Annotated in this window: 23 protein-coding genes; 8 read left to right on the forward strand and 15 right to left on the reverse strand. The window is 67.1% G+C overall.

All coding sequences use genetic code 11. The features are described from left to right. Both der and ULB03_RS11520 read left to right on the forward strand, forming a co-directional pair. Complete coding sequence (gene der, locus ULB03_RS11515) at positions 1 to 1,389, forward strand: ribosome biogenesis GTPase Der (RefSeq protein ID WP_322483250.1); 1,389 nt, start codon at positions 1 to 3, stop codon at positions 1,387 to 1,389. A 242-nt stretch (positions 1,390 to 1,631) separates the two neighbouring features. Further along, entirely contained in the window at positions 1,632 to 2,840 is a 1,209-nt protein-coding gene (locus ULB03_RS11520) for a hypothetical protein (RefSeq protein ID WP_322483251.1), read from the forward strand. 24 nt (positions 2,841 to 2,864) lie between these two features. On the opposite strand, the gene sciP is transcribed toward ULB03_RS11520, so the two are convergent. The 6 genes from sciP to ULB03_RS11550 all read right to left on the reverse strand — a co-directional run bounded on the left by sciP (position 2,865) and on the right by ULB03_RS11550 (position 8,585). Next, a complete protein-coding gene (gene sciP, locus ULB03_RS11525; RefSeq protein WP_463605631.1) occupies positions 2,865 to 3,257 on the reverse strand; it encodes a CtrA inhibitor SciP in 393 nt (130 codons plus the stop codon). A 118-nt stretch (positions 3,258 to 3,375) separates the two neighbouring features. Beyond that, on the reverse strand, positions 3,376 to 4,089 hold the full coding sequence (locus ULB03_RS11530) for a flagellar hook assembly protein FlgD (protein ID WP_322483252.1): 714 nt from the start codon (positions 4,087 to 4,089) through the stop codon (positions 3,376 to 3,378). A gap of 25 nt (positions 4,090 to 4,114) precedes the next feature. Then, positions 4,115 to 6,217, reverse strand: a complete 2,103-nt coding sequence (locus ULB03_RS11535) for a flagellar hook-length control protein FliK (RefSeq protein ID WP_322483253.1) — start codon at positions 6,215 to 6,217, stop codon at positions 4,115 to 4,117. 303 nt (positions 6,218 to 6,520) lie between these two features. After that, on the reverse strand, positions 6,521 to 7,018 hold the full coding sequence (locus ULB03_RS11540) for a hypothetical protein (RefSeq protein ID WP_322483254.1): 498 nt from the start codon (positions 7,016 to 7,018) through the stop codon (positions 6,521 to 6,523). Further along, entirely contained in the window at positions 7,015 to 7,494 is a 480-nt protein-coding gene (locus ULB03_RS11545; protein WP_322483255.1) for a rod-binding protein, read from the reverse strand. Before ULB03_RS11545 ends, ULB03_RS11540 begins: the two co-directional genes overlap by 4 nt. Further along, the gene (locus ULB03_RS11550; protein ID WP_322483818.1) at positions 7,494 to 8,585 is read right to left on the reverse strand and encodes a flagellar basal body P-ring protein FlgI; all 1,092 of its coding nucleotides are present in this window, start codon (positions 8,583 to 8,585) and stop codon (positions 7,494 to 7,496) included. The genes ULB03_RS11545 and ULB03_RS11550 overlap by 1 nt, the downstream gene beginning before the upstream one ends. A 432-nt stretch (positions 8,586 to 9,017) precedes the next feature. Between ULB03_RS11550 and ULB03_RS11555 the strand changes: the two genes are divergently transcribed. Both ULB03_RS11555 and dksA read left to right on the forward strand, forming a co-directional pair. Next, positions 9,018 to 9,440, forward strand: coding sequence for a flagellar assembly protein FliX (locus ULB03_RS11555; RefSeq protein ID WP_322483256.1), 423 nt, complete (start codon positions 9,018 to 9,020; stop codon positions 9,438 to 9,440). 277 nt (positions 9,441 to 9,717) lie between these two features. After that, positions 9,718 to 10,137 carry an RNA polymerase-binding protein DksA gene (dksA, locus tag ULB03_RS11560; protein ID WP_322483257.1) on the forward strand — a complete coding sequence of 140 codons (420 nt, stop codon included), beginning with the start codon at positions 9,718 to 9,720 and terminating at the stop codon, positions 10,135 to 10,137. Positions 10,138 to 10,176: 39 nt separating this feature from the next. Here the strand turns inward: dksA and ULB03_RS11565 are convergent, their stop codons facing one another. Further along, the gene (locus ULB03_RS11565; RefSeq protein WP_322483258.1) at positions 10,177 to 11,172 is read right to left on the reverse strand and encodes an AraC family transcriptional regulator; all 996 of its coding nucleotides are present in this window, start codon (positions 11,170 to 11,172) and stop codon (positions 10,177 to 10,179) included. Positions 11,173 to 11,497: 325 nt separating this feature from the next. Between ULB03_RS11565 and ULB03_RS11570 the strand changes: the two genes are divergently transcribed. After that, positions 11,498 to 11,935 carry a PAS domain-containing protein gene (locus tag ULB03_RS11570; RefSeq protein ID WP_322483259.1) on the forward strand — a complete coding sequence of 146 codons (438 nt, stop codon included), beginning with the start codon at positions 11,498 to 11,500 and terminating at the stop codon, positions 11,933 to 11,935. Continuing rightward, positions 11,932 to 13,062, forward strand: a complete 1,131-nt coding sequence (locus tag ULB03_RS11575) for a methyl-accepting chemotaxis protein (RefSeq protein WP_322483260.1) — start codon at positions 11,932 to 11,934, stop codon at positions 13,060 to 13,062. The genes ULB03_RS11570 and ULB03_RS11575 overlap by 4 nt, the downstream gene beginning before the upstream one ends. Before the next feature lie 235 nt (positions 13,063 to 13,297). Here ULB03_RS11575 and flgH read toward each other — a convergent pair whose 3' ends face one another. The 5 genes from flgH to ULB03_RS11600 form a co-directional block, all read right to left on the reverse strand. Continuing rightward, the gene (gene flgH, locus ULB03_RS11580) at positions 13,298 to 14,053 is read right to left on the reverse strand and encodes a flagellar basal body L-ring protein FlgH (protein ID WP_044559264.1); all 756 of its coding nucleotides are present in this window, start codon (positions 14,051 to 14,053) and stop codon (positions 13,298 to 13,300) included. A gap of 11 nt (positions 14,054 to 14,064) precedes the next feature. Beyond that, positions 14,065 to 15,054, reverse strand: coding sequence for a flagellar basal body P-ring formation chaperone FlgA (flgA, locus tag ULB03_RS11585; RefSeq protein WP_322483261.1), 990 nt, complete (start codon positions 15,052 to 15,054; stop codon positions 14,065 to 14,067). 25 nt (positions 15,055 to 15,079) lie between these two features. After that, on the reverse strand, positions 15,080 to 15,865 hold the full coding sequence (gene flgG, locus ULB03_RS11590) for a flagellar basal-body rod protein FlgG (RefSeq protein ID WP_322483262.1): 786 nt from the start codon (positions 15,863 to 15,865) through the stop codon (positions 15,080 to 15,082). A gap of 37 nt (positions 15,866 to 15,902) precedes the next feature. Further along, the gene (gene flgF / locus ULB03_RS11595; protein ID WP_322483263.1) at positions 15,903 to 16,622 is read right to left on the reverse strand and encodes a flagellar basal-body rod protein FlgF; all 720 of its coding nucleotides are present in this window, start codon (positions 16,620 to 16,622) and stop codon (positions 15,903 to 15,905) included. A gap of 281 nt (positions 16,623 to 16,903) precedes the next feature. After that, entirely contained in the window at positions 16,904 to 17,380 is a 477-nt protein-coding gene (locus ULB03_RS11600) for a peptidylprolyl isomerase (RefSeq protein WP_322483264.1), read from the reverse strand. 423 nt (positions 17,381 to 17,803) lie between these two features. Here ULB03_RS11600 and ULB03_RS11605 point away from each other — a divergent pair, with 423 nt between their 5' ends. Beyond that, on the forward strand, positions 17,804 to 19,135 hold the full coding sequence (locus ULB03_RS11605; protein WP_322483265.1) for a hypothetical protein: 1,332 nt from the start codon (positions 17,804 to 17,806) through the stop codon (positions 19,133 to 19,135). A 41-nt stretch (positions 19,136 to 19,176) separates the two neighbouring features. After that, positions 19,177 to 20,289: an intermembrane phospholipid transport protein YdbH family protein gene (locus ULB03_RS11610; RefSeq protein WP_322483266.1), complete on the forward strand. Its 1,113-nt coding sequence runs from the start codon at positions 19,177 to 19,179 to the stop codon at positions 20,287 to 20,289. A 9-nt stretch (positions 20,290 to 20,298) separates the two neighbouring features. Here ULB03_RS11610 and ULB03_RS11615 read toward each other — a convergent pair whose 3' ends face one another. The 3 genes from ULB03_RS11615 to ULB03_RS11625 all read right to left on the reverse strand — a co-directional run bounded on the left by ULB03_RS11615 (position 20,299) and on the right by ULB03_RS11625 (position 24,217). Then, complete coding sequence (locus tag ULB03_RS11615; protein WP_145730094.1) at positions 20,299 to 21,063, reverse strand: hypothetical protein; 765 nt, start codon at positions 21,061 to 21,063, stop codon at positions 20,299 to 20,301. A gap of 140 nt (positions 21,064 to 21,203) precedes the next feature. Continuing rightward, complete coding sequence (locus tag ULB03_RS11620; protein WP_322483267.1) at positions 21,204 to 21,821, reverse strand: glutathione peroxidase; 618 nt, start codon at positions 21,819 to 21,821, stop codon at positions 21,204 to 21,206. A 92-nt stretch (positions 21,822 to 21,913) separates the two neighbouring features. Then, positions 21,914 to 24,217, reverse strand: a complete 2,304-nt coding sequence (locus tag ULB03_RS11625; protein WP_322483268.1) for an LPS-assembly protein LptD — start codon at positions 24,215 to 24,217, stop codon at positions 21,914 to 21,916. Positions 24,218 to 24,246: the final 29 nt, after the last annotated feature.

A 24,246-nucleotide genomic window follows, 5' to 3' on the forward strand; every position in this document is an offset into this window, starting at 1 on the left:
ATGGCGAGTCCCCGCCGCTTGACGGTCGCTATCATCGGCCGGCCCAATGTCGGCAAGTCGACTCTGTTCAATCGACTTGCCGGTAAGAAGCTGGCCATTGTCGACGATACCCCCGGGGTCACCCGGGATTGGCGTTCCGCCGACGGCTATCTGGCCGGCATCGAGCTGACGGTGGTGGACACCGCCGGCCTGGAAGAGGCGTTTGACGACAGTCTGGAGGCGCGCATGCGCCGCCAGACGGAAAAGGCCATCGACCGGGCCGACGTCGGCCTGTTCATCGTGGACGCGCGGGCCGGCATCACCCCCCTGGACCGTCACTTCGCCGCCTGGCTGCGCAAGGGCAAGACCCCCATCATCCTGGTGGCCAACAAGTGCGAGGGCAACGCCGGCAAGCCGGGGCTCATGGAATGCTATGAGCTGGGCCTGGGCGATCCCGTGCCGCTGTCCGCCGAGCATGGCGAAGGCATGGCCGACCTGGTGGAGGCCCTGACCCCCTACCTGCCCCCGGACGAGCCGGAGGACGAGGAGGCGGAGGCCGAAGAACCGCTGGATGACGAGGCGGCCGAGGCCCGGGACAACGCCAAGCCCTTGCAATTGGCCATCGTTGGCCGCCCCAATGTGGGCAAGTCCACCCTGCTGAACAGCCTGCTGGGCGAGGAGCGGGTGCTGACCGGCCCCGAGGCTGGCATGACCCGCGACGCCATCGCGGCGGAGTGGAGCTGGCGCGACCGGCCGGTGAAGCTGGTCGACACCGCCGGCCTGCGTCGCCGCGCCCGCGTGGAAGACAAGCTGGAGAAGCTGGCGGTCGCCGACACCCTGCGTGTCGTGCGCATGGCCCACGTGGTGGTGCTGGTGCTGGACGCCGACGCCATCCTGGACAAGCAGGACCTGACCATCGCCCGCCAGGTGATCGAGGAAGGGCGCGGCCTGGTCATCGCCGTCAACAAATGGGACGCCGTGGCCAATCGCGCTGAGGCGTTACAGCAGTTGAGCGACCGGCTGGAAACGTCGCTGCCGCAGGCGCGGGGTATCCCCACCATCACCATCTCGGCGCTGAAGCAGCAGAAGCTGGACGTCCTGCTGGACGCGGCGTTCGAGGTATACCGCCTGTGGAACCGCCGCATCCCGACGGCCCAGCTGAACCGCTGGCTGCAGGGCATGCTGGAATCGCATCCGCCGCCCCTGGTGGATGGCCGCCGCCTGAAGATCCGCTACATGACCCAGGTGAAGGCCCGCCCGCCGACCTTCGCCTTGTTCAGCAGCCGTCCCGTCGAAATCCCGGAACACTACACCCGGTATCTGATCAACGGCCTGCGCGAGACCTTCAAGCTGCCGGCCGTGCCGCTGCGCTTCCTGTTGCGCAAGGGCAGCGACAATCCGTTCGATTGATTGAAGCCAGGGCCGGTTCCGGGTGGACCAGTTCTTGGGATGACTGTTCAGGAAAAAAGGGAAGTGGTCCGCCGCTTCCCTTTTTTTCTGACGGTCAGGCGCGGCCCTATTTTCTTCTGGGGCCGGGCCCAATCGCCTATAGTGCGGTTGGGAACCGATTCCGGGGGCGCCGGGTCGTGGCCAGGGGCTTGGGCGCGAGCCCGGGGGCTGGGGCAGGCTGAGGATATGGGCACGGTCGGGACATGGCTTTGAAATTCCGCAGCTGCAAGTTTGAGCTGCAGGGCCTGGAAGACGGGCGCTGGACCATTCTTTTCATCGGGGACACCGAGGAGATCGCGGTGACCGAGGCCAATCGCCGGCTGGCCCAGGGCAAGCTGAAGGCCGTCCGGGTGATGGCCGTGCGCACCGTCATGAACGCTTTTCCCAGCGGCACCCTGGTGTTCGAGAAGACCGCGCCGGAGGTGGTCAAGCCCTCTATCCTGCGCGAGGCGCCGGACGGCACGCCGCTCTGTTCCGCGCCCGAGGACTTGTACGGCCCGCAGTCCCGCCGCGCCATCGGCCTGATTTTGCGCGATTACCTCACCCGGCAGCAGATCAGCCCCACGGAACTGCTGCACGGCGCCACCCACGTGCGCCGTTTGCAGGATACCGGCGCCATGGTGCAGGCGGCCCTGCACAAGGCGGCGACGCTGCAATCCAAGATCACCGGCCAGAATACCCGCGCCCGCATCGCGGACCTGGACCGCTATGTCGATGTGGTGGCCCAGAAGGCGCGCGACTTCCAGGCGGCCAGCCGGAAATGGTCGGTCCCCCTGAATGGCGACGTCGCCGGACTGAGCGCGGCGGTGGAACGGCTGGTGGGCCCCGAGGGGCATGACCACGCCTTCAAAGGCCTCATGACCGTGCGGCTGGCCGGCATCCGCACCCTGGGCGGCAAGCTGGAAGAGGTGATGCGCCTGGCCACCCCGGAAACGCCCTGGCGGTTGCAGGAGATGCTGGGCGGTATCGCCGCCGACCTGCTGCGCTTTCCCGATGTCATCCAGGATCTGTTCGGCAACCAGCGTTCCCTTTCGGATTTCCTGGTCGCGCTGATCGACCTTTTGCGCGATCCGGCGGCCGTGGCCGCGCGCCTTGAGGCGGAAACCAAGGTGCCGACATCCATGGGCCTGCTGGCGCGGCTGCTGGCCGATGAGCGCCTGCCGGAAGGGCGGGAGGTGCTGGTGGAATGGTTGACCACCGAACTGGCCAGCGAGCATCCGCTGAACCGCCATGATCCCAAGGGAGAGGCGCAGGAGTTGGCCCGCGTGGCCGCGGCGCTGGGCGCGGGCGGCGGCATAGTCGGAGGCGAGGCGGTTGAACAGGCCCTGGCCGCCCGCCGGTTGATCCAGCGCCAGCAGACCCTGCGTGGACAGGGCCTGCATATGATCGCCGACAGCCTGAAGCCGGACTGACGCCCCACGCCGGGCGGCTTGGCGTTATCCCGGCGTTCCCGGGATGGACGCACCAAACCCATGCCGGGTTTGGGACTCTGTCTCTTCCGGGTGGTTGCCGGTGCGGCGATAATCCTGCAGGCGGGTGGTGCGCAGCGCGCGGGGGCCATGGGCTTCGATCAATCGCTGCCAGGACAGGAATTCCTCCTCTGACAGCGTGTAGCGCGCGCAGGCCTCATGCATGGTCAGCAGGCCGTTGCGTACGCCCTCCACCACTTGCGCCTTGCGGCGCATGACCCAGCGCTTCGTGTCCGGCGGCGGAAGGTCATCCAGCGTCAAGTCCTTCGAGCCACCGTTTCCGGCGGTTCTGGCCATACCGTGGACCGTTGCCCCGGTCAGCGGCGTGCGGGGGCCGCGCCCGGCTTCGTCTGCCGACATGCCTTACCTCATACAGTGCGTACAGCCCCCGGGTTGGACCAGGGACTGCATCACCATACGGGCGGGGCGTTAATAAGAGCTGAACGTGCCTATCACTTTCGGGCAGGTTTTGCCGGCTTTAGGAAGCCGACAGCACGGTGGTGACGTCGCTCATGTTCACGGTCATGTCGCCCATCTGCAGGGTGGGCGTGTCGCCGGACATGTCGACACCGGTGACTTTGCCGGCCACCTTCACCGTCGTGGCCACGGCCTTGCCGCTGCTGTCCGTGGCGCTCACCTTCACGCTGTAGGTGCCGTCGGGCAGGGTGTTGCCGGAGCTGTCCTTGCCGTTCCAGGAGAAGTTGTGGGTGCCGGCGGCGCCGGACACGTCGGTGGTGCTGACCAGCTTACCGGTGCTGTCGTAGACGTTCATGGTGGCGCTGGTCGCCGCGCTGGCATAGGTGACGGAAACGTTGGCCGTGCTGTTCTGCAGGGGGAACTGGTCGCCCTGCATCTCCACATACTTGCCCAGGTAGTTCAGCGCCTGGCTGGTCTGGCCGGAGGCCAGGGTGGACTGGATGGCCTTCAACTGGTTGTTGGCCTCGATCTGCTGTTCGACCGAGCTCATCTGCACCAGCTGCTGGGTCATCTGGTTGGTGTCCATGGGCGACGTCGGGTCCTGGTTCTTCAGCTGTGTCGTCAGCAGCGTCAGGAAGGTCGTGTAGTTGTTCGTCAGGTCGCTCAGCGGATTGCTGCCCGTGGGGCTGCCACTGGACGAGCCGGTGCCCGACGTGTTGTTGGTCGTATTGTTCGTGGTGGTGTTGTTGCTGGTGCCGCTGACGCCGCTGGTCATGATCCTACTCCCTGAAGCCTATTCCTCAGATCCGCACGTCGACGCGGCCGAGCGAGGGGATGATGATGTTTTCGGACGTGGCGTCCTCGGTGGTCGCCGTGTCGTCCATGGAGAATTGCGGGCCGCGTGAACCGCCGCGGCGTTCCTGCTGCTGCTGGGCCTCGCTGTCGTCCTTCAGGTTGAAGGAGAGGCTGTCGCCGTCGGTCTGCAATCCGGCGTCCTGAAGGGCGTTCTTCAGGTCGTCGGAATTGCGCTGCAGCAGGTCCAGCGTCTTGGCGTTGTCCGCCGTCACGCTGGCGTGAACCTTGCCATCCTTGTGGAAGTCCAGCTTCACATCGATGCTGCCCATGTCGTCCGGGGACAACTGGACGGTGATGCTGTCCATGCCGTTGCTGGCGGCCTTCTGGAAGCCCATGGTCACCTGCTGCAACACCGGCGGGTACTGCGGCGGGCGCGCCGCCTGGCTGGTGCCCGCCATTTGCGCGGCGAAGCCGGTGGCGAAGGTGTGCTGGCCGTCGACCATACCCATGAAGCCGCTGGCGTTCAGCGCCGCGTCGCTGGCCGAGGTGGAGGTGCCGGTCGTCTCCGCGGCAGCGGGCAGCAACCCATTCTCCGTCGTCGCCAGCAAGCCGTTGCTAGCCGTGTTGGTGCGGCCAGCCTGTTGCTGTTGCAGCAGCGTCTGCAGGGTGGCCTGGGCCGTCGCCGTAGCGGTTTGTGTCGCGGTCGCGGCGGTGTTGCCGCCGGCCCCGGTGGCCAGGGTCGCCATGGGGGCCGCCGCCGCCGCGGCATCGCCCACCTTGGTCAGGGGGGCCGCGGCCGCCGCGTGGGCATCGGCGTAGATCATGCCCTCGCCAGAGGTGTTGGCGAGAAGGCCATTGCTGCCATTGCCGTCCGTGGCGCTGTCGGCCGTCTGCTGGCGGGTCTGGTCCGCCGTATCGGCCGCGCCGACCTTCTGATCGGTGGCGCTGGCGGTGACGCTGACGCCCGGTAGCTTGACCGTGTCGCCCTTGGCGTTGGCCTTGCTGGGCGTGCCGCCCTTCAGGCCCGAGCCCGAAACGGCGACGCCATCGGCCTTGCCCGTCTTGACGTCCGCCGCGCCGGCGGCGACCGCGGCTGTCGTGGCGGCCAGCGCGGCGGCGTCGGTTTGCGTTTTCTGGGCTTGGGCCGTGGCGGCTGTCGGGACCGTTGGGCTGGGGACCGGCGGCGTGGCGCGGGCGCTGGTGGCGGGGGCGCCGGTCGCCAGCGCTGCGGCCTTCTGGTCAGCCACGGCGAGGGTGGTCGCGGCGGTGGCGGCCGCATTGCCCTTGGCCGGCGTGGTCGTCGCTTGGCCAGCCGCCAGGGCCGCGGCCGCCTGGGCGGCCAGCGTCGCGTCGGCGGCCGTGGGCTGCTCCACCGGCGTCATGCCCGCCAGGGCAACGGTGCCGTCGCCTTCAGTCTGCGCCTTGGTGCCGGGCTGGGCGGCCGTGGCGGCCGTCTGGGCCAGCGTGGCATCGACGCCCTTGGCATCGGCAAGCCCCGTGGCCTTGGTGGCATCCTGTGCCACTTGGCCGGTGGCCCCTGAGGCCGCCTGGGGGGCGGCCGCCGGCGTCGGAAGAGGCTGCTGCTGCTGCGTGCTTATGGCCGTGGCGAGGGCGGCCATCGTGGTATCCGTGGCCGTGCCGTCCTGGCTGGTGGCGGCATCCTTGCCGTCCCCGTCCGTGACGGCGTCCGTCGTGGCGGTGGCGGCCGACCAATGGGTCTGTGTCCAGCCGGTGCCCGCCTGCAAGGCGGAGGGGCTGTTTGCCGTGATCCCGGTCATGAGCGCTGTCACGGCGGTGCCCGTCGTGGTTCCCGCCGGGGCGATGCCGTTCTTGCCGGTCGCGCCCGCCTTGCCGGTGGCGAAGGGCACGGTGGAGGGCGTGAAGGGGGATGTCGTCGCGCTTGAGGCGCCCTGGCCCGTCCCGAGGAACGCGGTTCCCTGGCCGGTGGACTGGCTGCCGACACTGTCGGCCTCGACCATGCCGCTCAGCAATTGCGTGAACAAATCCGTGGCACCGTCACCGCCCGCCGCCGTTCCGCCGCCCAGGATGCCGGCCGCGGATGTCCCCTGGGTGGGGAACAGGCTCTGAACGGGCTGGAAACCGGTCATGTGTCGCTTCCTTGGGCCTAGGCAGGTTCCCGCCGGGATGGGAGGGAACGGTGACGGGCAAAAGTGCCCATCGCCCGAGGAAAGCAATCGACGTGCCACCAGCAGGTGCCGGCAAAACCCAGGTTTCCGGCGGATGTCGGCCGAAGCGGGTTCGGCGGCGGCGTGAAGAGCGGCGGTGGGGGAGGGAGCTTATTGCCGCAGGGGGCAGATTCTGCCGCCCTTGCGATGCGGTCCAGACGCCAAGGCCCGCCAACCGGCGCAGGGCCGGGGCGGGGTGATGGGCTCAGCTGTGCGAGCGTGCGCTCACAGGCACTGGTTCACGGCCAGGGGCGGAATGCCGGCGCGGCGATAGCCCGCCGGGCGGGCGGCGCCGTGCCTGGCGATGTAGCCCTGTTCCTGGTTGCGCTGCTTGTTGATGGTGTTGACCATGATGTTGACCACCGACTGCGCCACGGCGGCGGCGGCCCGCAGCGCGGTGGCGTTTTCCATGGACTCGCGGTGGAACACCTCGGCCAGGTCTTTCATCCGCGCCTTCAGGTCCGGATCCAGGGTGCGCAGTCCCGCCATATCCAGGCTCATGATGCGCACCGCATCCTCATAGCCCTTGGTCAGCAGGTGCTTGCGCTCCACCAGGGCCAGCATGGCCTTGATGTCGCGCTTCTTCAGCAGCGCCGTTTCCTCCTGGTACAGGGCCATCAGCCGCTCCATGGCGGAGATCAGCGATTGGGCGCGGGCCTCCGCCGCGCCGGGGCTGGCCGGGGGCGGGTTCAGGGGTGGGAAGGGGATGTCCGTAGGGGTCATGGCGTGTCATCCGATGCTGTGCCGGTGCCGGTGCCGGCCGGGGCGTCCGTCGCGGTGTCCAGCGGCATATGCTGGGCCAGGCTCGCCTGCGCCTGGGCGTAGGCGTTCCGTGGCCGGCGCAAGGGGTCGGTGGCGCCCGCCTTCTCCTGCATCCGCACCATTTCCTTCTTGATCTCGTCGGCGATGCCCAGGCCACCCCCCTTGGTGATGGCCTTGGCTTGTTCCTCGATCATCATGCCGCGGAACATTTCCTCGGCGTGGCCGCCACCGAAGTTGGGATCGACCTCCACGCCTTCCCACATGTGCTGCAGCATCTGGCTGATGAAGACGGATTCGAATTCCTTGGCCGCCTTCTCGACGGCCGCGTCGTCCTTGGTCCCATCGCCCGGGGCGCCGTGCGGCTTGGGCGTGCCCTTGGCGTCCATCAGGGCCTTGGCGTCGTAGCCGGGCGGCGACAGCCTCATCTCGTCGCTCATCACATCACCTTCAGTTCGGCTTGCAGGGCGCCAGCGGCCTTGATCGATTGCAGGATGGAGATCATGTCGCGGGGGCTCACGCCCAGGGCGTTCAGGCTTTGCACCAGGTCCTGCAGGGACACGCCCGAGGGCAGGATGGCCAGCTTCTTGCCCTGTCCGTCATCCACCTGGATGTTGGTGCGGGGAACGGTGGTGGTGGTGCCGTTGCTCAAGGGGCCGGGCTGGGAAACCTGGGGCGTCTCGGTGATCTTGATGGTCAGGTTGCCCTGGGCGATGGCGACCGTGTTGATGCGCACGTTCTCCCCCATCACGATCACGCCCGACGCCTCGTCGATGACCACGGTGGCCGGATTATCGGGGGCGACCCGCAACTGCTCGATATCGCGCATGAAGCCGACCAGGTCGGCCCTGCGGCCAGCCGGCACGTTGACCGTCACGTTGGACGGGTCCATGGCCAGGGCGGTGCCGGTGCCGATGGCGGCGTTGATGGCGTCGGCGACGCGCTTGGCCGTGGTGAAATCGGGGTTGTGCAAGGCCAGGTGCAAGGCCTGCATGTCGGACATCCGGAAGTCGACCGTGCGTTCCACCAGCGCGCCGGCGGCGATGCGGCCGGCGGTGGGGACGCCGCGCGTGACGCTGGCGGCCGCCCCTTGCGCCGTGAAGCCGGAAATGGCCACGGGGCCCTGGGCCACGGCGTAGACATCACCATCGGGCGCCAGCAGCGGCGTGCCCACCAGGATGCCGCCCTGCAGGCTCTTGGCGTCGCCCAGCGTGCCCACCTGCACGTCGATGCGGGTTCCTTGCGCCGCGAAGGGGGGCAGGGTGGCGGTCACCATCACCGCCGCCACGTTCTTGGTGGTCAGCGTCGTGCCGCGGATGTTGACGCCCAGGCGTTCCAGCATGCCGTACAGGCTTTGCTGCGTGAAGGGCGCGTTGTTGATGGTGTCGCCCGTGCCGTTCAGGCCGACGACCAGGCCGTACCCCACCAGCACGTTGTCGCGCACGCCCTCCACATCCACGATGTCCTTCAGGCGCGACTGCGCCTGGGCGGGCTGGGCGGTGCTCAGGGCCAGGAACAGGACGGCGGCCATCGCGGCGGCGGCGCGCTTGAGGGCTTGGCCCCAGGCGGTGGCGGCGGGCCGGGTGGGGACGGGGCCGGTGGGGACGGTGGTGGACACGGGCGGGATACTCCCTGAAACAGATGCCAGTCCCTTAAGCGAACTTCATGCCAACTTCAGCATGCGCCCAAATCCGGCCGATTCCCAGGCGTGGCGCGGGGAACGCGACGCGCCGCCCCGTGGGCGCTGGTGTTCCGCATGGCGAGATTGGGCCGGTGGTGGCGGTTTGTCCCCGGCAAAAATTGCCCTATGCGCCTCTTCCCTGCGGATGGTAACAATAAGACAGGCCGCAGGCCCGCCAAACCGGCGGAATTGCCCCTTTTCCCCGGTCCTTTAACCTGGGCTGGCGGGGGCATCGGTCCGGATGCGCCGGGCGGCCGGCCCTGATTGCGGTGGCGGCACGATATGAAGATCGAAGGTCCTGGTTCCTCCCTTCCCACCAGCCAGACGCGCAAAACGCAACGGGCTGGCGGCGACAGCTTTCGCACCCATGTGTCGGAAAGCGATGGTGATGAGGGCGCCAAGTCGGTGACCGGCGCCCAGACCGCCATGGCCATCACCCCCCTGCTGGCCCTGCAGGAGGTGGACGACGCCCTGAACGCCAAGCGCAAGGCGCGCCAGCGGGCGGAGACGCTGCTGGACAAGCTGGAGGAGTTGCGCCTGGGTTTGCTGGCCGGCACCTTCCCGCGTGAGCGGCTGCAGGACCTGGTGCGCATGGTGCAGAGCCGGCGCGACACCGTTTCCGACCCGCGCCTGCAAGAGGTCCTGGACGAGATCGACCTGCGTGCCCAGGTGGAACTGGCCAAGTTCGAATCGGCGCAGCGCTGAGGGGCGACGCGCCGCTTCGCCGGGGTGCCGGCGGGGCTGGCCCCGCCGGTGCAGCCACCCGGACACGGCCTTGGGCCGCCCACCCTATTCTCATATGCTTAATACCGATAATCCAAACGGCTGGCCGCGCTCCCGCTTTGGGTGGGCGCGGTGACAATCGTCATTGCTATCAATAGCTTAAACCTGGCCTTGTGGGGCTGCGGTCAGTATTGCGGGTTGCGTGCGCTCTCCCTATACTCCGCGCCGTCTCGATCACACTGGATTCGGACCAAAACATATGTCGTCTCCGATACTTCCCCCGGATTACCACCCGTCCGAGGATGAGCCGTACATGAGCCCCGTGATGACGGAGTATTTCCGTCAGAAGCTGCTGCAATGGCGCGCGGAGCTTTTGAAAGAGTCCACTGAAACCCTGGTCAACTTGCAGGACGGCGGCATCCAGGAACCGGACATCGCCGACCGCGCCTCCGCCGAGACCGACCGCTCCCTCGAGCTGCGCACCCGGGACCGGGAGCGCAAGCTGATCAGCAAGATCGACGAGGCCATCGAGCGAATCGAACTGGGCGAGTATGGGTATTGCGAAGAGACGGGGGAACCCATCGGCGTCCGCCGGCTGGAGGCCCGTCCCATCGCCACCCTGTCGGTGGAAGCCCAGGAACGGCACGAGCGGATGGAGCGCACGCAGCGCGACGACTGAGGTCATTGGCGGCGGTCTTCGGGCCGCCGCCTACCGCTCTCATGCACGATGCCGGCGCAGGATGGTCGACGGGGACTCGCCGAAAGCGGCCAGGAAGTCCTTGCTGAAACGGCTCAAGTCCGCGTAGCCGCAGGATAGTGCGATCTCGGTCACGGTAAGGGCGTTGGCGCCGCTTTCGGCTAATTGTCGTGCCCGGTGCAGCCGTGTCCGCTTCAGAAAATCCATGGGCGAGTAGCCGCGGTGTTGGGCGAAGGCCCGGAAGACGCTGCGCGCGCTGGCTCCTGTCGCCGCGACGATCTGCTCAATCGTCAGCGGGTCTTCGGCGTGGGCGGCCATGAAATCCTCCGCGCGGCGGACCTGCCAAGGAGCGATCCCACGGACGGGGCCGTCGAGAAGGTGCCGGTGATTGTGCATGCCCGTGACCAGCAGGGCCGTCACCAGCGCCTGTTCCACCTCCGTTAAGACCAGTCGGCTGCCCGGTCCGGACAGGCTATCGGCGGCATTGGCCAAGGTGATCAGGATTTCTTTCAGCGTTCGCCCCTGGGGAGACTGAAGGTCCAACGCCGCGTTGAACCGCAGCGGCCCTGTAATCGTCTCACCAGTCAGCGCGGCAAGCTTGCGTGTCAGGGTGGTGACGGGGACCCGCCAGGCGAACTGCTGAAAGTCTTGATGGAAGTCGATCGTCGCGTCGGCGGAAGAGATGCAGGCCATGGTCGGGGCCAAGGCGACGGTGCTGTTGGCCGTCGTCTTCACACCGTTCCCCGTGCAGGGCACTTGCAGGCGCACGTAGGCCCCCTCGGAAAACCGCAGGGTGACGGGAAAATCATAGGCGCAGAACCAAAGGTCGCTCTCGGTTAGAGGACAGTGGTTTGCCCGCATGTCGCAGGCCGGCGCGCCAACGGCGGCCTTCACGGCGGTCGCTGCCAAGCGGCTTTCAGCGAAAGCGATGGCTTCGTCCATCACCGATGTCTTGAACGAGGGGTGATTGGCCAGTGGCAGGGCTGCGCCGCCTTTGCGTGTCCGTTCAGCGGTCAATGGCCTGGCGTCCTCGCGTTCGGTATCCGGCCGCGCACAATCCCCATGAGCCTTATCATATCCAAGTCATCATTGCCACCGTGCGGACAAAATATAACCAACTGGACACTTTATTTGGCACTGGATGCCAAACTCTGGCGCTATCCGACAAGATGGAGGATTGAAAATCAGTATGATGGAGAAATTTTATCTAAGCAGTGAGTTGCAAATCGTTAAAAAGATTTAACCACAGGTGATTGAATCAATACTTTTGATTATATACTTAATAATAGTGATCCAATTTTCCCTATAAACCGGGCGTTAATCGCTTTAATGAGAAGGTCTGTTGTCGCAGCCGGTTGTCACGGTGTTTTGTCAATGCGACATGATGACGCGAAAAAAGTCGGCCGCAAAACCATTTCAAGGAGATTTCCTCATGTTCGGAACGCGCCGTACTCTGGAGATGAAGGGAAAGCTGGTGGCCTTGGACAAGTCCCAGGCTGTCATCGAATTTGCCCTCGATGGCACCATCCTGGCAGCGAACGCGAACTTCCTGAAGGTCATGGGCTACACGTGGGGAGAGATCCAAGGCCGGCATCACAGCATGTTCGTCGAGCCACAGTTCAAGGACAGCGCGGACTACGCCCGCTTCTGGGAAGCCCTGCGACGGGGCGAATTCCAGGCGGCGCAGTTCAAGCGCATCGGCAAAGGGGGAAGGAGGTCTGGATCGAGGCGACCTACAACCCGATTTGCGACGACAACGGCCGCCCGTTCAAGGTGGTGAAATTCGCCACGGATGTGACGGCGCAAAAGATGGATTACGTCAACATGCGGGGTCAGGTCGAGGCGATCAACAGGTCGCAGGCCGTTATCGAGTTCTCGATGGACGGCACCATCCTGACGGCCAACAGCAACTTCCTCGGCGCCGTTGGCTACACCTTGGACGAGATCAAGGGCCGTCATCACAGCATGTTCGTGGAGCCCGCGATGCGGGATAGCGCCGAGTACCAGGCGTTCTGGCGGGACCTGCGGCGGGGCGAATATCGCGCGGCGCAGTTCAAGCGTATCGGCAAAGGGGGCAAGGAAATCTGGATCGAGGCGTCCTACAACCCGATCTTCGACCTGAACGGCACGGCGTTCAAGGTGGTGAAGTACGCCACCGACATCACGGCCCAGGTCCAGATGATGGTCGACCTCAAGCAGTTGATCGACCAGAACTTTGGTGAAATCGATCAGGCCGTGGCCCAATCCAGCCACCAATCCGAGGATGCCGCCCACGCTGCGGGCGAAACATCGGGCGCCGTGCAGATGATGGCGTCCAGTGCCGAGGAATTGGCCGCCTCCATTCGTGAGATCGCGCAGAGCATGGCCCAGTCCCGGTCGGCCACGGACAGCACCGCCGAACTGGCCCAGCGCGCGGACGCCGCCACCCAGCGCCTGGCGGAGGTCGCCAAGTCCATGGAGGGGGTCGTGGATGTGATCCGATCCATCGCGGGGCAGATCAATCTGTTGGCCTTGAACGCCACCATTGAGGCGGCGCGGGCTGGCGATGCGGGCAAGGGGTTCGCGGTGGTGGCCACGGAGGTTAAGAATTTGGCCAACCAATCCGCGAGCGCCACTCAGAAAATTTCCGAGGAGATCGGGGGCATGCAGGCCGTCTCCGACGATGTCGTCAGCTCGTTGGAAGCCATTCGGCAATCCATCGGCGCGGTTCGGGAATTCGTGGCCTCAACCGCCAGCGCGGTTGAGGAGCAGAGCGCCGTGACCCGCGACATGTCGTCGAATATGCAGAAGACGGCGGGTGCCGTTGAAACCGTGACGCGCAGCCTCTCCAGCATATCGGCCGCCAACCAGCAGGTGGGCCAGGCCGTCGCCCGGACCAAGGAGGCCGCCAGGATTTTGGCCCGTTGAGCCCCACCTTTATTCTACCCTCATAAAAGAAGGGCCGGTGCATGCGACACCGGCCCTTTTTAGTTTGTTCGAGGTCAATAAAGGTCCACAGAGGCCCCGTGGACAGAGGGGACTAACAGGCGAAAATGGAAAGGAAAGCCGGCAAGGCCGGCGGCGGGACATGATCTGGTGTGAAGGGGAAACCCGGCGGCGGGGGCACCGCCGGATCGCTGGATATCGATGAGGTGAAGCCCGATCAGAAGGGCAGCAGCACATCCAGCAGCTGTTGGCCGTAGCGTTCCTGCTGCACGTCGGTGATCTGGCCGCGGCCGCCGTAGGAGATGCGGGCCTCTGCGATCTTCTCGTAGGAAATGGCGTTGGTGTTGTCGATGTCCTCGGGGCGGATGATGCCCTGGATGGTCAGTTCGCGCAGCTCGTAGTTCACGCGCACTTCCTGCTTGCCCTGAATGACCAGGTTGCCGTTGGGCAGCACTTGGGTGATCAGGGCGGCGATCTTCAGGTCGATCTGCTCGGAACGGGCGACGGTGCCCTTGCCGTCCGATGCCTTGGCGCTGGTGGTCGACACCAGGCTGGAGGCAGAGGTGGCGGAGTTCAGCACCTTGGGGATCTGGGCCTCCAGGCCAAAGAAGTTGGGCATGCCCATGCTGTCGGAATTGGCGCGCGACCGCTTGGTCTCATCCGACACGTTGGCGCTGTCGTTGATGGAGATCGAGATGGTCAGGATGTCGCCGGTCTGGCTGGCGCGCTGGTCCTTGAAGAAGGCGCGGGCGCCCGGGCGCCACAGCGAGTTGGCCTGACGCTCCAGCACCGGCGGGGTGGGCATGGGCATGCGCACCGGCTGATAGCCTTTCTGCGCCGTCGGGTCGGACAGGTTGCTCATGTCCGGCGCCTTGCCGATGTTGTTGATGCGGTCGACGGCGCCGCAGCCGCTGAGCGCCACGGTGGCGACGGTGGCGATGAGGAGAGCGCGGATGGTGGAAGGCACAGGCATGATGTCTCTCCTCAATTCAGGGCGGTACGGGTGGTGCGGGCGGCGGCGATAGGGGCCTGACCAACGGGGGCTTGAGCCGCCGGCTGCACCATGACCAGGTTGGGGCCGGCGACGCGGGCATCGATGGTCCGGTTGCTGGCGGTGTTGGTGACGCGGATGATCTCGTTGATGCCCCCTTCGGTCTGGGCGCGGCCCTGGACCGTCAGGATCATGTTGCCCGACTGCAGCATCATGGTGACCAGGGCGCCGCGGGTGACCACCACCGGCGCCCGCACCTCGTCGGTGCGCACCGGCTGGTAGGGGCTGGCGCCGTGGCGTACCGTCAGGCCGATCAGGTCGCGGGCCTCGGTGACCACGTCGCCGCTGATGCGGGTACGGGGGATCTTGGTCCATTCCACGTCGCTGGCGGCGATGGTTTCGCCCGGGGCGACGCGGCGGTTCAGCACCGGCAGGGTGACCATGACGGCGACCCGGGCGCCGAAGCTCTGGCGGATGACCGGCTCGCCCGTGGCGGGAATGACCAGGTCGCCGGTGGCGCGGCCGCGGGCGGCGTCATAGTTCACATTGGTGAAGCCGATGCTGCTGTCGCTGTTGGCCGGCAGGCGCAGGACGGTACCGGGATTGTCCAGCTGCACCTCCATGCCGGCCGGTGCGCCGGCATCGGCCAGGGCCTTGGTGAAGGCCGCCTGGATCTGGTCGGCGGTCACGTCCACCGAGGGCCGGCTGACGATCACGCGCTCATTGCCGGCGGGCTTCCAATCGACGCCGTTGGCGGCGGCGATGCGCTCCAGCACCGAGGCGTCGTAGGTGATGCGGTGGCCGGGGGCGGGGGCCTGGCCGATGACGATGGTGGCCTGGTTGGGGCCCAGCGCGTCGAACAGGTCGCCCAGGTGGATGGTGTCGGCGTTGACGTCCACATCGCCATGCAGGTCGGCGGCCGTGGCGGCGCCGGCGCTGAAGAGGATGCTGGTGCCCAGCAGGATGGTGGCCAAGGCTTTCATGACTGTTCTCCGCTATCCGCCGTCATCACTTCATGTTGGTGATGGACTGCAGCATCTGGTCCGTCGTGGTGACGACGCGCGAGTTCATCTCGTAGGCGCGCTGGGCCTGGATCAGGTTGGTGATCTCGGTCACGACGTTGACGTTCGAGGTTTCCAGCGCGTTCTGGGTGATGCGGCCGAAGCCGGTGGAGCCGGGCACGGCGGTGGCGGGCTGTCCCGATGCCGGGGTTTCCAGCAGCAGGTTGTCGCCGATGGCCTCCAGGCCCGCCGCGTTGGGGAAGTTGGCCAGGGTCAACTGGCCGACGATGGCCGGGTTCACCTGGCCGTCGATCTTGGCCTGCACCTGGCCCGAGGCGTCGACGGTGATGTCCACCGCGTTCTGCGGGATGGTCAGTCCGGGGTTCAGCAGATAGCCGTCAGAGGTGACGACCTGGCTGTTGGCGTTCAGCTGGAAGGAACCGGCGCGGGTGTAGGCGATCTGGCCATTGGGCAGCGTCACCTGGAAGAAGCCGTTGCCGTTGATGGCCAGGTCCAGGCTGTTGCCGGTGGTGTTGATGTTGCCCTGCTCGTTGATGCGGTAGACGGCGGCCGTCTTCACGCCGGCGCCGATCTGGATGCCGGTGGGGACGATGGTGCCGGCGTCGGACGAGTTGGAGCCGACGCGGCGCATGTTCTGGTAGAGCAGGTCCTGGAACTCGGCGCGCTGGCGCTTGAACCCGGTCGTCGTCATGTTCGCGATGTTGTTCGAGATGACTTCGACGTTGGTCTGCTGGGCCTGCATGCCCGTGGCGGCGATGGAGAGGCTGCGCATGATCTGTGTCTCCTAATTCTTCGACGGCACGGGTGCGTTATTGGGCTTTGGCCAGGTGGGTGATCGCGTTGCGGATGCGATCATGTTCCTCTTCCACCAGCTTCTGGGCGATCTGGTACTGGCGCAGCACGTCGATCATCATGGTGGATTCGACGATGGGCTGGACGTTGGAGGCTTCGATGGCCCCCTGCGTCACCTGCGGGTTGGCCGAGGGGCGCGGCGTCTGGGTGGTGGTCATCAGGCCGCCGCCCAGGGTCTGCATCTGCTGCTGATCGTCAAAGCTGACGATCTTCAGCTTGGCCAACTGGGCGCGGTCGGCCATGACGGTGCCGTCGCCCTGGATTTTGATGTCGGTGGCGCCATCCGGGATGGTGATGCGGTTGTCGTTGGTGTCCAGCACGGGCAGGCCGTTCTGGTCCACCAGTTCGCGGCGGTCGTTCAGCTGGAAATTGCCGGCGCGGGTGTAGCGGGGGCCGGACAGCGTCTCCAGCGTGAAGTAGCCTTCGCCCTTCAGCGCCAGGTCCAGGGTGTTGTTGGTCACCTGCAGGGCGCCGGCGCGGGTGTCGCGCATCAGGCCGTAGTCCTGGACGAAAGAAACCCGTTCGCCGCGGGCCGGCTTTTCCAGGTACTCCTGGAACAGCATGCGCTGCTGCTTGTATCCCGTCGTGTTCATGTTGGCGATGTTGTTCGCCACCACATCCAGCTGCCGGGACAGCGCTTCCTGTCGGGACAGCGCCACGTAAATCGGGTTTTCCATTTTCGCCTCGAACGCTGCTTCCGGTCGATGCCGGCCGCTTGTTAGTCGCCTCCCCATATGCAGGGGGTGTGCCAACATTCGAGATGTAGGAAAATCAATGGCTTGACTGGATGGCGGGTAGGCAGGACCGGCAGGGAGGGGGTGGTGCGGCAGTTTCTGCCGAACCTTGCCTTCCTCGACCGTCCCGGGCGGCCGATTTTACCCCGTCCCCAAAAGCAGACCGCCCGCCCCCTAAGGGGGGCGGGCGGTCGAACCTTGAACCGGGATGCGGACCGTTGGGGTCAGGCGGCGTCGGCCGCGACCTGCATCTTCACGATCCGGTCGGGGGCGGTGACGCTGCCGTTGTTAGTGCGGCTGCCCTTCTTCAGGGCGTCGACGAATTCCATGCCCTCGGTGACCTTGCCCCAGACGGTGTACTGGCGGTCCAGGAAGGTGGCGTCGTCGAAGCAGATGAAGAACTGGCTGTCGGCGCTGTCCGGGTTCATGGCGCGGGCCATGGAGCAGACGCCGCGCACATGCGGCTCGGCCGAGAATTCCGCCTTCAGCTTCTTGCCGGAACCGCCGGTGCCATCGCCGGTGGGGCAGCCGCCCTGGGCCATGAAGCCCTCGATGACGCGGTGAAAGCTCAGGCCGTCGTAGAAGCCGTCGCGGGCCAGTTCCTTGATGCGGGCGACGTGGTTGGGGGCCAGGTCGGGGCGGAGCGCGATGACGACGCGGCCGGCCGGCAGGTCGAGATACAGGGTGTTCTCAAGATCCATTTTGGGAAGCTCGTTTTTGTGGTGGGCGCGTCCGTATCCGGCTTTGCCGGTCGCCGGACCATAGCGCCCCCGCTCGCTTATTTGAACCGCCCTTGTGGCGGAGCCGCCCCCTGCCTGCGACAAGCCCCGTCCCAAGGCACCTTTTCTCCCGTGGCGGCTTGAAACGGCGGAGCGGCGGCAAGGGCCTTGCATAGGGGGTGGTTCGGCACCGCGCGACGGTCGGTTCATGCCGGGTGCAGGGGGCTGCGCCCCGGCTTGCCGTCCGTCGCCTGTCTTGCCACTCTCCACCAGGGCTCCGGGGGACCACCGGGGCCGGGAAGGGATCGGTACGCCCTCATGTCCATGCCACCTTTACGGCCGCCGGCCGGGATGCGGCCGCCCGACGTCCGGGCTTCCAAGCCGCCGAGACGCACGTCGCCGGGCTTGCGGTGGCCGCCATCGCTGGGCGGCCGGCTGCCGCCTTGGCGCAAGCGGTGGCTGTGGGCGCTGCCGCTGATCGGCGTCGTCATCGGCGGGGCCATTCTGGCCGGTCGGCTGTTTTTGCCGGCAACGGCGGAGCGGCGGTTGGCGGCGGCCTTGGTCGAGGTCGGCTTTCCCCAGGCGCAGGTCACGGTGCGGCATGCCGGCTGGGGTTGGCTGGAGGCGGGCGTGCGCCTGCAACCCGGGCTGGAGGCGGACACCGCGCTGGTGACCTTCACGGGCCTGCTACCCTGGGGTACGCCCGCGCGCTTGGCCCTGACGGGTGTCAGCGTGGATGCCGGACTGGTCGATGGCCAAGCTCTGGGCCGGCTGATGGACATGCCCATCGACCATGTCGAAATCGGCGCGGCCCAGGTGGTTCATGGCGATTGGTCCGTGCCGCTGGCGCTGAACGCCACCCTGGATCGGCAAGGAGGGGAGAGCGCCCCGGCCGGCTGGCAAGGTCAGGCGGTGCTGGAACCGGGGGACGGATGGCCGGCGTTCGCCCTGACCCTGCGCCTGTCCAAGACGCAGAATGGACCCGCGCTGACGGTGGACCCGGCGCCGGGGGCCGGACCGCAATTATCCGGCACCTTGGCGACCTCTGCCAACACGACGACCAAGGCCGACCTGACGGTGAAGGGCCTGCGGGTTCGCGACTGGCCCGGCCCGCTGGCTGGCCACCTGACGGGCCAGGTGGTGGGGTGGGGCGACAGCGCCCGCTGGACGATCAGCGCCACCGTCGACACGCCTGACGCCCATCTGGCGCTGGACGGCACCCGCCCGTGGGTGGGGGATTCACGCCCCGGGGGCTTGCCCGCCGCCCCGTGGGGCCTGGTGCTCAAGGCCCGGGGGGCTGGAAGCTGGGGCGGTGAGGGGCGGCTGACGCTGACCGGAACCGCCGAGACTGGAAACGGCGAGGGGCGCACGCTGGCCCTGGCCCTGTCGGCGGAGGGGGTGACGGCGCCGCAACTGCCCCTGATGGCATCCTTCCTGAGCCTCACCGCGACCGCGACCCCCCAGGGGGACGGGGCCTGGACGCTGGCCCTGACCGGCCCGGCGCAGGCCGGCGGGCGCTTGCGGGACGGACAGGGTACGCCCGTCAGCCTGGGCTGGGACCCTGGCGCTGATGGCCATCTGGCGGTGACATGGCGGGGTGGGCTGGGCAAGGAGCGGCGCGGCCATGCCGACATGCAGGGCGCGGTGGTGGGACGGCTGGGGCCGGCCAGCGCCCCCTGGTCGCCGGCGGCACCACGGACCTGCGCGCCGTCGCCGACTGGGACTCCGGTGGCCTGAACACCCTGGAGGCCACGGCCGCATCGCTGGCGGCGCCGGTGTTGCTCGACGCCCATCTGGACGGCGCGCACCTGTCCGCCGGCTTTGATCGCACCCATCGGGGCAGTCCCTGGCAGGTCACCCTGGAGGGGGGCCGCGTGCAGGGGACCGTGCTGCCGCCCCTGGCGCTGGCGGTCACGCTGTCGGGCGATCCCGGCGGCACGCTGTCGCTGGCCGGCCAGGCCCGGGGGCTGGGCACGCCGCTGGTCCTGGGGCTGAGCGGCCACTGGACGGCGGCGGATCAGCGGGGGGAGGCGGCGGCGGTGCTGGAACCGCTGGTCCTGTCGGCCGTGCCGGATCTGACCCAGTTGCTGCCGGGCGCCGGCCTGGCGGCACCCATGAGTGGGCAGGGCACGGTTGCCGGCGGCGCCCGGCTGTCCTGGGATCAGGGGCGCCTGACCGGCTCGGGCGAGCTGCGGGCCGACGGGGTCAGCCTGGCCGGGCCGCGTCTGTTCATCGATGGCCTTGAAGGCCATGTGACCCTGGACGGCCTGTTCCCGCTGCATAGCCCGCCGGCGCAGCGCCTCAAGGCCAAGGCGATCGGCGCCGCGCTGGCGATGGGCGATGTCGGGGTGGAGTTTCAATTGGCCGATGGCCGGATGCAACTGCAGGGCGGCGATTTGGCCTGGGCCGGTGGCCATGTCCACCTGGCCCCCGACGATGGCGGGGGATTCAGCGCCACCGTCAGCGGGGTGGACCTTGCCCAGGTGCTGCCGGGCTGGTCGGCGGCGGGCTACACCCTGCAGGGCACCCTGGGCGGACGCCTGCTGGGGCGCTTTGACGGCCTGACGCCGGTGCTGACCTATGGCGGGCTGGAGGCGGACGGGCCGGGCCACATCGGTTACACCGACATGTCCGGCGGCGCGGCCGGGATTCCCGTGGTCCTGAACCCGGACCACAATGGCAAGGTCGCCCTGGTTACCCGGGCATTGGCCGACTACGCCTACCAGGCCCTGACGGTGCAACCGACGGGACCCATCCTGACCGATCCGCGGGCGCGCCTGCTGCTCCGCGGCGTGAACCCGGAGTTCTACGGCGGCTATCCGGTCGACCTGGACCTGGAACTGGATGCCGGCGACCTGTCCGCCGTCGGCGCCCAGTACCGGAGACGGTAAAGGGGCGGATCAGGGGAAGGGGCAGTGATCGCCGACGACGTCGACGAAGGAGCGTGAGCCGGGGCTGATCTTGAAGCGGTATTCGGTGTCGTCGATGATCACCGAATGCTGCAGCGGCAGCATGCCCGTCGTCTGGGTTTCCTTGCCGTTCTTGTCCGTGAACTTCAAGGTCACGGGCTTGGCCGGGTCGAACCAGGATTGCGGCGCCCCGTCGGGGCTGCGCGAGGTGGCGCCTTCGCCCGAGACGGTGATGGCGCCATCGGCGAAGCCGGCCGAGGTGTTGGGCCCCTTGTACAAGGAGGTCGACAGCACGAAGCGCTTGGTTTCCGCCTTGCCGCAAGACCGCGGCGTGCCCGTCTGCTCGATGATCAGGGCCAGGCGGCCGGCGTCCACGCCCTCCACCATCTTCTTGGCCAGCAGGTCCTTCAGCCGGCCCAGGTCACCGGTCGGCACGTCGCGGTCATAGCGCACCTGCAGCTCGCTCACCCGCACTTCCGCCGTTTGCAGGGCCGCCTGCAACTGGGCGACCTTGCGCTCGGTCTCCTCTTTGGAGGCCTGCGCCTGGTTCAACTGCGTTTGAAGGTTCTGCTCCCGCCGGATCAGTTGTTCCTGGCCCACCTCGTAACTGAAGGCGCAGGCCACGCCGACAACGCCGGCCAGCAGCAGGAACTTGCCCAGCCGCCCCCAGAAACGGCGGCGGGCCCGGCGGCTGTAATCATAGAGGCCATAACTCATGGTGGCGCCAACACCCAGCAGATAGGTCAGGGAGAACAAGGAATTAGGAAGCCCGGGAAACGATGTCTCCCGGGCCTGACCCTAGCGGGGCCGCCCCGCAAACTCAAGCGGCTGTCGGCCTTATACCGTCGGCGGCGGCCATCGCCGCCGACACCAACCCTGACGGAATGGATTGGATATCAGCCGTTATGGGGCAGCGCCGCGTTGATGGCGGCCTTCAATTCCGGCGATTCCGGCTCCACCCGGCTGGGGAAGGCGGCGATCAGAGCACCCTCGGGGCTGATCAGGTACTTGTGGAAGTTCCACTTCGGCGCCCCCTTGGCGGCGCTGACCCATTTGTAGAAGGGGTGGGCCTTGTCGCCGGTCACCACTTCCTTTTCCGTCATGGGGAAGTCGATGGCGAAGGTGGATTCGCAGAAGTGTTTGATTTCCTTGTTGCTGCCCGGCTCCTGGTCCAGGAAGTCGTTGGCCGGCACGCCCAGCACCACCAGGCCCTTGTCCTTGTAGGCGGTGTAGAGCGCCTCCAGTCCCTTGTACTGCGGGGTGAAGCCGCAGAGCGAGGCGGTGTTCACCACCAGGATGGCCTTGCCCTTGAATTGGCTGAGGGGCAGCGGCTCGCCGTCGATGGAGGTGAACTTGTAATCATAGGCGGACCCGGCGGCCGAACTGGGCAGGGCGGCGGCGGCGGCGCCCCGTTGGGCGGTGACCAGGCCGGTGGCGGCCATGCCGGCGAGGGCCAGGGCGGCGATGGCCAGGCCCCGGATGAGGGAACGGCGGTTGGGCGGGGAAGCGGGCATCGGTTCTCTCCCTCGGGGTGGGCGGGCCCTGTCGGGAGCCCGCCGGATCGCGATACGGAACTACGGGCCCGATGCCCGCCGACGCCGATGCGTCAGTGCGCGGTGCCGGTGAAGGCCGGGCTGACGAACATGCCAAGCTTGTTGAAGATCATGCGGAAGTAAATGCGGTTACCCGACGCGATGCCGATGCGCTGGGAATAATCGCGTTCCATGATCAGCGAGAAGGTGTAGCAGTCGTCCTGATAGGTCGTGGTCAGGCTGGTGGACACGGGCCCGCCGCCCTCGGCCAGGTTGTAGCGGGAGGACAGCGCCACCGTGTAGTACTTCAGGAAGGACGAGCTGATGCCGCCGCTGACTTCCTGCAGGTTGGTGGTGGTGTCGGCGACCGTGCCGTTCTGCAGTTCCAGCTTGTTGATGTAGAGATAGCTGCCTGACACGCGGAAGACGGACGGGCCGAACGACCCGGTGAAGTCATGCATGCGCTGGGCGCCGGTGGTCGGATCCAGGCGGAAGCCGTAGCTGATGTCCATCCAGGGGCTGGGGGTCAGCTCCAGGCGGCCGACATAGTCCGACTGACGGCTGTACAGGCCGGAATTGACCGCGAAGTCGGTGTTGTGCTGCAGGCGGTAGCTCTGGCCGAAGAAAATCGTGCTGCTGCCGCCGCCATTGCCGTACACGCCGGCGCGGATACCGTAAGTGACGCGCTGGCCGCCATCGAGGAGATCCACGCCGGGATAGCGGCTGAGACGGAACAGGTTGGTGGAATCGAATTCGATATCCTCGCTGTCCTCGTTCGGCAGGTCGCGGCTGTTGTGATAGTTGGGCGCGGCGGTGAAGGCCACGATGGGCTCGATCATTTCCGAGACCGTGCCATCCTCGCGCACGAAGGGCAGGCGGGTCATGATCTGGCCCTGGGGGAAGATGCGGAAGCGGTTGAAGCTTTCGCGGTCCCCGGTGACGCTGTTCTCCTGATTGGCGATGGAATAGCCGTCGGTGCGCAGCAGGGCGTTCACCGTCGTCACCATGCCCAGGCCGTTGGTGTAGTCCCCCTGCCAGCCGGCGACCTGCGAGGCCCGGCGGGACCGGGTGCCCTGCTCGCGCCACAGGTCCAGGATCTGGGCGTCGTAGGACCAGCGGCCGCCCAACGTCTCACCCGGCTCGCCCAAGGCGCTGTAGGTGATCAGCGGCAGGGCCACCGGCTCTTCCAACGTGTTGGACGGGCGCAGGTCCTGGAAGCCGTAGATGCCAGCGTTGAAATAGTCGCGGCCGGCGAAGCGCTCGGTGTACAGGCGGCTGGTCAGCAGCTGTTCGGAGCTGTAGCTGTAACGCAGCAGGAAGTTGTCGTCCGTGACGCGGTTGAGGTCGAAGCCCCAACGCCAGGCGTCGTCGATGTCAAAGCGGCCGATGCCCTGAACATAGCCCCGCAGCTCCTTGGGGCTGATGGTGCCGGTGCTCGAGCTTTGGGTGTTCTCGGCGTAGGTCGCGGCGCCCTGCACCTCGAAATAGCCGTTGGTGAAGCGTTCCCGGTACTTGCCGCCGATCAGCAGGCCGTCATTGGCGCTGGGCGTCAGGTCGAACAGCAGGTCCTTGTCCGGCGAGATGTCGTAATAGTACTTCACCCGCGCGAACATGCCCAGGTTGCTGCTGTAGCCGATGGTGGGCGTCAGGAAGCCGCTGCGCCGGTCCACCGAGGGGTCGGGCATGGAGAAGGCGGGCAGGTAGGTGATGGGAACGCCCGCCACCTCGATGGTGGCGTCGCGGAAGTAGATGTCGTGCGAGGTGCTGTCGTGCGTCACCTGCTTGGCCCGGATTTGCCAGGTGGGCGGCTGCGTCGGGTCGTCCTCGCACAGCTTGCAGGGGCTGTAGGTGCCGCGGGTGACCCGGGTGTAGCGGCCGTCGATGCGCTCCGCCTGATATCCGGCCAGGCGGCTGTTGTCCTGCAACAGCATGCGGGACTGGTCGACGAAGGCCTGCTTCTGGTCCTCCGTCAGCTCCGCGTAGTCGCCGAACATGACTTCGCCGTCCGGCTGGATCATGACCACATGACCGCTGGCGGTGATGACGTTGGTCCGCTCGCTGTAGCTGATGGTGTCGGCCAGGACGACGTGGCCGCCTTGCGACAGCTGAACGTTGCCGGTGGCCGTGGTGATGCCCAGCTCGTTGTCCGTATCGACCTGATCAGCCTCCAGCAGGACGGGGGGCTGGTCCTTCTTGGGCGGCTGGGCGGCCGCCTGCGTTCCTGTGGCCGTGGGGGTGGCCGAGGGGGCAGGCGTGGCCGCTGCCGGCTGCTGTTGCGCCAGCGCCGTGGTCGACAAGAGGCCGACCATCAGGGCGCCCGCGATGGCGGTGTGCCGCCGCTTGGCCGAGGGACGTGCGATCAGGGGGCATGCGTTCAACGGGACACACTCCTCAACGGGTCGCCCAG

This window comes from Nitrospirillum goiasense (assembly GCF_034427435.1).
GTDB lineage: Bacteria > Pseudomonadota > Alphaproteobacteria > Azospirillales > Azospirillaceae > Nitrospirillum.

Bases quoted from the DNA above. Each gene is read 5' to 3' on its own strand.
- der (WP_322483250.1), top strand. From the start codon at position 1: ATGGCGAGTCCCCGCCGCTTGACGGTCGCTATCATCGGCCGGCCCAAT.
- ULB03_RS11520 (WP_322483251.1), top strand. From the start codon at position 1,632: ATGGCTTTGAAATTCCGCAGCTGCAAGTTTGAGCTGCAGGGCCTGGAA.
- sciP (WP_463605631.1), bottom strand. From the start codon at position 3,257: ATGTCGGCAGACGAAGCCGGGCGCGGCCCCCGCACGCCGCTGACCGGG.
- ULB03_RS11530 (WP_322483252.1), bottom strand. From the start codon at position 4,089: ATGACCAGCGGCGTCAGCGGCACCAGCAACAACACCACCACGAACAAT.
- ULB03_RS11535 (WP_322483253.1), bottom strand. From the start codon at position 6,217: ATGACCGGTTTCCAGCCCGTTCAGAGCCTGTTCCCCACCCAGGGGACA.
- ULB03_RS11540 (WP_322483254.1), bottom strand. From the start codon at position 7,018: ATGACCCCTACGGACATCCCCTTCCCACCCCTGAACCCGCCCCCGGCC.
- ULB03_RS11545 (WP_322483255.1), bottom strand. From the start codon at position 7,494: ATGAGCGACGAGATGAGGCTGTCGCCGCCCGGCTACGACGCCAAGGCC.
- ULB03_RS11550 (WP_322483818.1), bottom strand. From the start codon at position 8,585: ATGGCCGCCGTCCTGTTCCTGGCCCTGAGCACCGCCCAGCCCGCCCAG.
- ULB03_RS11555 (WP_322483256.1), top strand. From the start codon at position 9,018: ATGAAGATCGAAGGTCCTGGTTCCTCCCTTCCCACCAGCCAGACGCGC.
- dksA (WP_322483257.1), top strand. From the start codon at position 9,718: ATGTCGTCTCCGATACTTCCCCCGGATTACCACCCGTCCGAGGATGAG.
- flgH (WP_044559264.1), bottom strand. From the start codon at position 14,053: ATGCCTGTGCCTTCCACCATCCGCGCTCTCCTCATCGCCACCGTCGCC.
- flgA (WP_322483261.1), bottom strand. From the start codon at position 15,054: ATGAAAGCCTTGGCCACCATCCTGCTGGGCACCAGCATCCTCTTCAGC.
- flgG (WP_322483262.1), bottom strand. From the start codon at position 15,865: ATGCGCAGCCTCTCCATCGCCGCCACGGGCATGCAGGCCCAGCAGACC.
- flgF (WP_322483263.1), bottom strand. From the start codon at position 16,622: ATGGAAAACCCGATTTACGTGGCGCTGTCCCGACAGGAAGCGCTGTCC.
- ULB03_RS11600 (WP_322483264.1), bottom strand. From the start codon at position 17,380: ATGGATCTTGAGAACACCCTGTATCTCGACCTGCCGGCCGGCCGCGTC.
- ULB03_RS11620 (WP_322483267.1), bottom strand. From the start codon at position 21,821: ATGCCCGCTTCCCCGCCCAACCGCCGTTCCCTCATCCGGGGCCTGGCC.